Genomic DNA, 9232 nt, shown 5'->3' with positions numbered 1-9232 from the left:
GCTAACTTGGGTTTGGCTCGTCACATCTGTTGGCGTTGCCACTGTTACTTTAGCAAAAGGCATGACCGTTTTAATTTTAGCCTTGTTGGCTTTACGGGCATAAAAAGTACTGGTACTTAATTTATGCTGACGACAGAAAGCCGTGATCGTTAAGCCGCTAGCGGGCTGCTGTTTTATCAAAGCAGTCCAATCTTCATGAGAACGTTTAGCCATATTAACTCCTGATGTATAGTCAGGAGTTAAAATAAGGGATCAATGAAAGCAGTTGAAGATGTACTTGTCCGGACGTTTACGTTTCTCCTGAGTGTGTCGGTAGTAGAGTAAGAGGCAGAGCGTAGTCGAACTATTTCTCTGCTTCTCCTCTCCGAACCGTACGTGCACCTTTCAGCGCATACGGCTCTCCGCTTAATTGTGGCTAACAGCCATGGCAACATCGCTATAGCGAGACGTGACAGTATTTCTAATTTCATCTCTGAGGTAGGGGTTTGATTCTGGTGATCGCCATCTAAAGGGTAATTTGGGGCTGCTCACTAATCTAAATAGTGACGCGCCACATAAATTTCCACGATTGCTTTTACCAAATAACACCCATGTCGTTGCCTGACTTGGTGTCGGACGTTTGATCCATTTCATCATTAACGATTTAATCGAACAACGATATTTCCTAGCCAACCACTTAGCGAGTTTCCAGAAAATAATACGATCAATTTTGCTGTAAACTTTCGCAGTGTAATCAGTATGTCGATAAAATTGTGCCCAACCCTTAAGTTTGCGATTGAGTTGTTCCACTTTGTCTATCTTGCTACAGCTATGATCCCCTGATAAAGCCTGACTCAATGAATGAGAAAATGCTTTGGCTTTACCGTTTGGAATACCAGACACCACTCGCATATTTCCCTTCGGTCCACACTTTCGAATGATCCTATGTCCGAGAAATATAAAACCGTCATTCACATGCGTAATATGAGTTTTATCCATATTTAACGTGAGTTGGAGCTTACCCTCGAGAAAGTCTCGACACTGATCCCGAATAGCCTCTGCTTGCTGTTTTGTGCCTTTGACTATAACTAGAAAGTCATCTGCATAACGACAATAAGCAACGGCAGGTTTCCATTGTCTCTTTTCCTCTAGCGCAATTTTGCGCATATCTTGAATGGTTCGATTCCAATACCAACGGTCTTTACGTACTTTCCTGCTCAAATAACATTTATCCAGATATTTATCGAACTCATTCAGCATAATGTTAGACAATAAAGGAGAAATAACGCCACCTTGTGGAACCCCCTCACTTGTTGCACAGAATAGATTGCGTTCAATGTGTCCAGCTTTAATGAAGCGCCAAAGCAAATCATTAAATCGACGGCAGTTGATCCGTTTACGAACACATTTCATCAATAATCGATGGTGAACTGTATCAAAATAGCTTGATAAGTCTCCTTCAATTACCCAGCGACCTCTAGGCTCATTGGATTCGGTCATTTGTAGTTTAACCGTCCGAATGGCGTGATGGACACTGCGCTCTGGTCTAAAGCCATAGGACAACGAATGAAAATCATTTTCCCATATCGGCTCCATTGCCATGAGCATGGCACGTTGAACTATTCTGTCCCTAAGCGTTGGTATGCCTAAAGGACGTAGCTTTCCATTGGCCTTGGGGATATAGATCCGTCTAGCAGGCATCGGTTGATAGTTACCTGACAGCAGATCATTTCTGATCTCATCAAGATAACCAGCCAGATTAACCTGTATATGAATCTTTGTTAGTCCATCAACACCAGGCGTTTTAGCGCCTTTTGAAGAAAGCGTTACTTCAGCCGCTTGGCGAAGCCAATGTGGATGACTGATAAGGCGCAACAGTCGATTAACGCGACACGTTTTATCGACTGCTGTCCATGTTGCTAATTTACGTTGCTGTTCGCTGATTATCAAAGGTATTCACCTCATTAAGGTCAGGTAATTTGCTTACGCAAATCAATTAAACTGCGTCCCTTCGCCATGTAATGGGCTTTCCCCATCTCAGACTACTACGAACGCTCCGCCAGCTTGTTTGTCATCAGGGTCATGCTCCCTTAGCATTCAAAACAAACCTTCCCCGGTTTACCTACCTGAACTCGAACATATTGGGGGGGATGCCGATCGCAGTCTTTGACCTTATCATTCTGTAAGGTGATGGTACTTAAACGCAGAATTGTGATTTAACGTTTATCCATTAATCAGTACATATTTATTACTCATTAATTCGGTAATAGTGCCCATACATTTAGCACTATTGCAGCACCATATTACCTGTTAATTCGTGTAGGCAATGGCGACGTTTCAGCCCATAGATGCGGGTTAATCGGTTCATGTTCTTCATCCGCCCAATACTTAGTCTAGAGGAGCATCTTGGCGTAACGAATTCGCCTCACTCCCCGTTGTCAGCGAGTTACATCACCTTATCAGCATACGATAAGTCACTGCCGCTCAGACTCAACTATCTGCACAACCAGATAGTGCCATAAACAATGTAGCTCCTGCCGTTTTGTTTATGTATTTCAGATAGACTCGTGGTTCATTAAAGCATTCCATGCTAGTGCTGAACTCCGGGCACACAATAGGTAATATCTGCCACCCACAACTGCTCAGTCTTTGTCACATTCAGCCCAGATTTAACTAAGTTAGGGTGACAGTGAAAACGGTGATGGCTATTCGTTGTTTTATGATAAGCCCGCCTTGTTGGCACCAATAGTCGATGCGCTCTAAGCAAGTTAAATAGCCTGTCTCGGCCAATATTTAGCTCGCAGCTTTGCATCAAGTATTTGAGCTTTCTCGCCCCAATACGTGGCTGAACCATTCTCTCAAACTGAACGAACTCAATCACGCTTTCCTCAAACAGTATCTGATGCCTATGGCGCTGACATTGCTGATAATACGCCTGACGTGAAATCCCTAAGTATCGACATGCCCGAGCAATTGATAACTTTAGGATGGCTTTTTCTTGAATGATTTCCCTTTGGGCTTTTTTACCATACGAACTCCATAGTCTTTTTCTAGAACGTTAACGACGGCCTCAAAGAACTCAGCTTTGATTTTGGTATCTTCTAATTCTTTTTCTAAGGCCTTAATTCGCTGCTCAGGAGTCAATTCTGTTGTCATTTTAGTCATAGTTCGACCTTTTGAAAGAAACTGCGGTGTGCCATTAGACCAATCTAACCGACCATGCTTACGCAACCAAACTAAAACGGTAGAACATCCTTGAATGCCATAATGGTTTTGAGCTTGCGCATAGGTCATTTCCCCCTTTTCTACCTGGTCCACTACAGCCAGTTTAAAAGCAAGGGAGTAATCTTTCTGAGTTCGCTTACTTATTGATTTCATCACACTCTCCAAAAAAGGTTTGAAAAGTGTCAACGTTATTTAGGATGGGTCATCATTTGGTTAAAAAGCGTAACTGAGTTGTCAGTTACGCTTTTTTTTAAGTGGCTAATTGTCTTTGCTTTTATCATCAAGCCTGAGGTTTTCGGCTTCTAGTATCTCTTGTTTATAAGTCATATTGTCATCGCTATCAGACTCTGTTGTCAGTGCTTTTTTGGCTTTAGCACTTTGCTCATCCACATCTGCCGGTTCCGTTCGGCTATCTTCAAGTTGATGCATTTCTTCAGACAAGCTTTTTTGCACTAATTGGCTATTTTTACGTCCTTCTTTGGCGCGAGTTTTACGTCGGTCAAAATCAGCACGCTTAAAAGAAAAGACCCGCGACAGCAGCAAACCAATAATACCTGCAATAATCAGCATAATTTGTTGTTGCTTCATATTTTCTTGATAGTGACTTTTTAATTCATCAAAGAAAATATGTAAGTTTAACCTCACCTCGATATAGCCTAAGTTATTGTCACCTTGAAGCACGTTTTCAATTAAAGGTGGGTAGGGTGATAACATCTCAGTGAGTACTTTATCATCGGCGTCAAATTCGATGTCTGATACGCTTTGGGCAAATGCCAGTCTTACCCCTTGAGTGCTGTACATGTTCACTGACATCACTTTAGGGTCGATCACGAGCGCATTGGCAAGCCATTGCAGTTGCTCATCATTTTGTAGATGCATTGCTGGGGCTGCGCCATTGGCCACTTGTTGAGCTAATAAGCGCGCCATGATTTGGGTTTGCGAGCTCAATAGCTGCTGACCGTTATTAAGGCTCGACTTCCATAAATGCACTAAAGCAAATAATAAAATTACAGCAATGCTGATTTGAATTAATCTGCTGATTTTTTGGCTTTTTTTAAGACCTTTAACAAAAATCACTTTAATCCTTGGTCATTTTTCTATTTAATTAATACTAATCGAAATAATTCATTGTAGATAGTCGCAATCATTGGGGAAATGCAGTCCATGGAAACTCAGGTAAATACTCAGCCATTAACGTGGTTATTCTCAACATTTGATGCGACGTACAGCCATAACCATGTCACGTTAACTCGTTATTTTGAAGACGAGTATCTCAACAATATTCAGGTTAACTACCCTTATCGTTTAAGAGTGGTATTTGAAGCGCCATCTTTTGGCGCTATTAATGACTGGCTGGCAAGCCTAACTCAAGACTGCGCGATTGCGCCTTTGGTGAGACATAACGATTTGCAGGGTTTTGAACTTGCGTCAACCTCTGATTTAGGGACACTGATGAGTCAATTCCCGCAGCAGGTAAAAGCAGAGATTCTTAATATTACCGCGCCGCTAGCGAGCTTATTTAAACCGGGTCTATTAGTGATGGATATGGACTCCACCGCGATTCAAATAGAATGCATTGATGAACTAGCAGTCATGGCTGGCGTGGGTGAGGCGGTATCAGAAGTCACCGAAAGAGCCATGCAAGGGGAGCTAGACTTTGAAGAGAGTTTACGCTTACGGGTTAGTAAACTTGCAGGCGCCAATGAAAGTATTATCAGCACTTTATGTGAACAGCTCCCTTTGATGCCAGGACTTAAAAGCCTAGTGGCAGAGCTAAAGTCTAACGAATGGAAGTTAGTGTTAGCCTCGGGCGGATTCACCCCATTTGTGGGTTATTTAAAAGATTTACTGGATTTAGATGCCGCTTACGCCAATGAGCTGGTTATTGAAGCGGGTAAGTTAACCGGTGAAGTGACAGGTGATGTGGTTGATGCCCAGTATAAAGCCAATGTGATTGATAAGTGCAGTGCCACTTGGCAAATTGCTGCGGGGCAACGGCTGGCCATTGGCGATGGCGCCAACGATATTCCTATGGTTAATGCCGCTGATTTTGGTATTGCCTTCCATGCTAAGCCGAAACTGCTTGCAGCAGCGGATGCCAGTATCAATAACTTGGATTTACGCTGCTTAGTGTATTACTTGCAAGCCTAAAGATGCAGCGAGCGTAAAGAGCTGTAAGTATCAATAACTTGGATTTACGCAGCTTTGTTTATTACTTTAGTGTATTACTTGCAAGCCTAAATACGCTGCAAGGGTAAAGAGCTTCAAGCATCAATAACTTGGATTTACGCTGCCTTGTTTATTACTTTAGTGTATTACTTGCAAGCCTAAAGATGCAGCGAGCATCAATTTCATCGACTCTTAGCCATTTAGATATTGGCTGAGAGCAGTTTTAAATGGTTCACTTTAAGTTTTAAGTGAGCCATTTTTTTATCTTGATTAGGTTTATTACTCTAATTAACTTGTAATTAACATTTACACTGATTACCGTATTAAGTTCATACACTCAAAATAGTCGTATTCATTCCCATGCAGCAGTCACATTTTATTCCCTATCGCAATGGTCGTCTTCATATTCGGCATATCAAAGCAAACCCTAGCTTGGCGAAAGGCATGCCCATTTTGATGCTACATGGCGCAATGTCCAATGGGCGGGTGTTTTACAGCGCCTCGGGCAAAGGCTTAGGTTGTTATTTAGCGAGGCAAGGTTTTGATGTGTATATACTCGATACGGCAGGCAGAGGATTAAGTGAGCCCAAAATCAGTGCTGCCTATTCCTTAGGTCAAACCGAAGTGATTTTAGAGCAGCTGCCCCTTGCCAATGAGTTTATTTTATCCCATTCATCAGCAAGTAAAGTGCATTGGTGCGCGCACTCATGGGGCGGGGTGTTAATGGCGAGCTGTTATGTTCGCTTAGCTAAGGTGCGTAATCAAGTGGCTTCATTTGTGACCTTTGGCAGTAAAAGAACCATCAAAATTAAGTCTCTGCGTAAAACCATGATGGTGGATTTATTTTGGAATCGATTAGCGCCATTATTGTCAAAAGCGGATGGCTATTTAGCGGCAGATAAATATCGTGTGGGTATGGACAATGAAAGCCGGCAATCATTAAGACAAACCATAGATTGGGTAAAAGGTGATTGGGTCGATTGCCATGACAACTTTGATTATGCCGCTGCAGCTAAGCAGGTGACTTGGCCGCCTTGTTGGTTTTTAGCCGCCAAAAAGGACCGTGTGTTAGGTAACCCTTCAGATGTGCAAGATATGATGGGTGAGTGTCAGATGGTGGCCGCTGAGTATACGTTACTGGCTAAACATCGCGGCTTTAAGCGGGACTACACCCATGCAGGCATGTTAACCGACAAAAGCGCAGTAGATGATCATTTCCCGTTAGTAAAAAACTGGTATGACAGTTTGGCTAAGTAGAAACTAAACATAAACTGCAGCGATAAGCGCTAGCTTAAATAATTTAGGTTTGGGTCACTCAGGTTTTGGTCACTCAGGTTTTGAAGTAACTCAGGTTTGGGTAACTCAGGTTTGAAGTAACTCAGGTTTGGGTAGCTCAGGTTTGAATAATTCAGGTTTGAAGCAACTCAGGCTTGGTGTAACTCTGGATATCTCATTTCAACTTCAGCACTAATGTCTATCAGTTCTCCAGCCCCTAAAACCCGCCATAACTGGGCTTCTAGCTGTTTTGCTCTGTGGGGAGCATGGGTGGCAATATATTCCATTTCGCTGCGAATATAGCTCATATCTGGTTTTTCAGTTGCGCCATAATAAACCCGTAATGCCATAAAGCGGCCAACAGCTTTAGCGTGGCGCACAAAGGCAATTTGAGCATCTCGGCTAGTGAAGTCGTTGACTAACTGAGATTGAATGTTAATCGCTCCTCTACCTTGACGAGACACCTGCAGGAATATCTCTATATATTTCAAACCATCAATGGGTTTCATTGTCCGCACCGGATCAATAATGAGCTGCTTAAACTGGGTTTCATTAAATAATGGTGTCAGATTATAACTTAATGGTTTAGTGGAGCCTGCGGCAAATAAATGGCTAATAGCATCAGTTTTTACGCCAACCCCTAAGCATGACAGTTGCGCCGATTTTTGCGTTTTTTCTACAAAAAAGGGCACATTAACCAACTGTCTTAGGAGTAAGTTTTTCATGCCATCGGCTAGCTCTTTTAACTCGCCTTCGCTATCTGATAATTGCTCAAGTTTATCGCGATTATGGTTAATGAGTTTGTTGATAAACTCAACTCCAGCATGGGGCTCGTGACCTATGTTGGCCGACAAATGCAGGGTTTGATCATTATTACGGCTGCGGATCAATCGATATGGCAAGTTAGACAGTGATGTCTTGCCTGCAATTTGCTGCAGTTTAGGAAAACTAAGTAACACATCTGCTGGGGTTTTGAGGTTAAGAGCATCATCTAAAGAAAACTGCAGTCCACGGCTGGATATGTCATGGCTTATCCCACGCGCTGTAAGCTTGTTGTGCTCAATATCTACCAAGGTTTTAAAGGCGTAACGCGCTTCTCGTCGTCGCTCGCTAAAGGGCATTGATAGACGTTTTATGCTGTTTTGTTTGAGCTTAGTTTGGTTAAACTTTTTCAGCTTATTGACGTTATCATTTGCAGGAAACCAAGTTTGATAATCAGCTTGAGCCTGCTCATTAGTTAAATCGATTAACTGCAGCACGTAGCTAAAGCCTGCCAGTTGTTGTTCAACTAGCGCTGAGTAGTGGGTTTCATCCCCAGGTAGCGTCGACGTTTTATAATTCAGTTTATGGTCAATGCTTTGTTGGCTTACTTTGAACACCCGCCAACTCGTTTTGCTTGCGCCAAAGCCAAGGAATAACCCTAAGGTATCATGTTGCTTTAACTCATAAAGCGAGGTTGAAAAGTATTGGGTTGTGTCGTTTGCTTGGTAGGTGAAGCAAAAAAATAAACTATGGTCACTGTCTTGTGGGTGCTTAATGAGATTGACTAAGCGATTATTGGTCAGTAAGCCGGGTAGTTGATTAACCTCTTGCTCATCTTGAAAATATTGTAATGAAGCTTGGTTGCCTTGACTTAATAGCAAATGGCTAATGGTCGGTTTACCGTCATTTAAACTGATATAAATGGGAAGGTGAGCTAGTAGCGGCAAATAATGGCGTTCAAACCCAAGCCCGGTTGCATTGACAATGACATCGTTGACATCCACTTTATAGCGAAAGCGGTAACTGCGGATCAGCTGGGTTAATAAGTTATCGAGCTCGTTACTTTCTCCAATACGGCATAGGCGCAATATGGCACTATCATCTTTGTGTTGTATATCGACGATTTTATAGTCGATACCTTTTTGGAGATCGTCAAAAAAATACTCTTCGTTTAATTCAAGTAATTTAATGCGCAGCGGTTTATCTTGATCAAAGCGAATGTCAGCAGGTAAGCGAACTCTGGCGCCACCGACAGATAAATCTAAGCTGGCGCCATTAACTTCGGCGCCGCCTGTTTGCGAGGCTGAAATACGAATACTGTAATTCATTCGCTCTTCGCTACGGTTAAAATAGCTGCCTAAAACCACCCCAGGCACAGTTAACTCGGAGGTTTGTGCTGCAGGTTGCTGATTGTTTTGGCGAGACTTTTCTTTGCGTAATTTGTGCTGGTTGAGTACATGCTCATAAACGCCAACGGTATACTTATTGCGATACAGCTGCAGCGCTTCTAGCAAGGAAAGCTTTGCTGGATTATCGAGAAAATGACGTAGTTTTCCAACCTGAACTTCTTCACATTCGAGATCGCTTTTATCACGTAAATCAATGATCCGAGTGCAAATCACCGCAATGCGATTTAATTCCATTTTCAATAAAAATCGAGTCGAGTTTGATTCGTCAGCCGTAAACATTTCAAAGGCATCCTTAAAATCAGGTTCCATTAAAAGTGGCTTTAATTGCTCTATAAGCTGACTATGATCTTCTAAACTCATGGCTTCTTTTCTATTGAGGGCTCAGATAAAGGTGATAATTGCATGCGTGACTG

6 protein-coding genes and 1 pseudogene are annotated in these 9232 nt (G+C 42.5%); 2 read left to right on the top strand and 5 right to left on the bottom strand.

The features are described 5' to 3' along the window. The 4 genes and pseudogenes from BM739_RS18125 to BM739_RS18110 all read right to left on the bottom strand — a co-directional run. Positions 1-213, bottom strand: a 213-nt coding sequence (locus BM739_RS18125) for a peptidase (protein WP_076543050.1), incomplete at its 3' end; no start/stop codon positions are given. Between the two features lie 192 nt (positions 214-405). Further along, positions 406-1929 (bottom strand): group II intron reverse transcriptase/maturase, encoded by a 1524-nt coding sequence (gene ltrA, locus BM739_RS18120; protein ID WP_076543049.1) that lies wholly within the window; start codon positions 1927-1929, stop codon positions 406-408. Between the two features lie 664 nt (positions 1930-2593). After that, positions 2594-3357: pseudogene (locus BM739_RS20570) on the bottom strand (IS3 family transposase); the annotation flags it as partial. 105 nt (positions 3358-3462) lie between these two features. Further along, a complete protein-coding gene (locus tag BM739_RS18110; protein ID WP_076543047.1) occupies positions 3463-4281 on the bottom strand; it encodes an AhpA/YtjB family protein in 819 nt (272 codons plus the stop codon). A gap of 87 nt (positions 4282-4368) precedes the next feature. On the opposite strand from BM739_RS18110, the gene serB reads away from it, so the two are divergent. Both serB and BM739_RS18100 read left to right on the top strand, forming a co-directional pair. After that, entirely contained in the window at positions 4369-5355 is a 987-nt protein-coding gene (gene serB, locus BM739_RS18105) for a phosphoserine phosphatase SerB (RefSeq protein ID WP_076543046.1), read from the top strand. Positions 5356-5733: 378 nt separating this feature from the next. Then, positions 5734-6630, top strand: coding sequence for an alpha/beta fold hydrolase (locus BM739_RS18100; RefSeq protein WP_076543045.1), 897 nt, complete (start codon positions 5734-5736; stop codon positions 6628-6630). A gap of 167 nt (positions 6631-6797) precedes the next feature. Here the strand turns inward: BM739_RS18100 and BM739_RS18095 are convergent, their stop codons facing one another. Further along, entirely contained in the window at positions 6798-9179 is a 2382-nt protein-coding gene (locus BM739_RS18095; protein ID WP_076543044.1) for a PilZ domain-containing protein, read from the bottom strand. Positions 9180-9232: the final 53 nt, after the last annotated feature.

The sequence above is a fragment of the Shewanella sp. UCD-KL21 genome (assembly GCF_001957135.1).
GTDB lineage: Bacteria > Pseudomonadota > Gammaproteobacteria > Enterobacterales > Shewanellaceae > Shewanella.
This window is presented reverse-complemented; position numbering and strand designations above follow the sequence as displayed.

Coding starts and splice junctions, on each gene's coding strand:
- serB (WP_076543046.1), top strand. CDS start 4,369: ATGGAAACTCAGGTAAATACTCAGCCATTAACGTGGTTATTCTCAACA.
- BM739_RS18100 (WP_076543045.1), top strand. CDS start 5,734: ATGCAGCAGTCACATTTTATTCCCTATCGCAATGGTCGTCTTCATATT.
- BM739_RS18095 (WP_076543044.1), bottom strand. CDS start 9,179: ATGAGTTTAGAAGATCATAGTCAGCTTATAGAGCAATTAAAGCCACTT.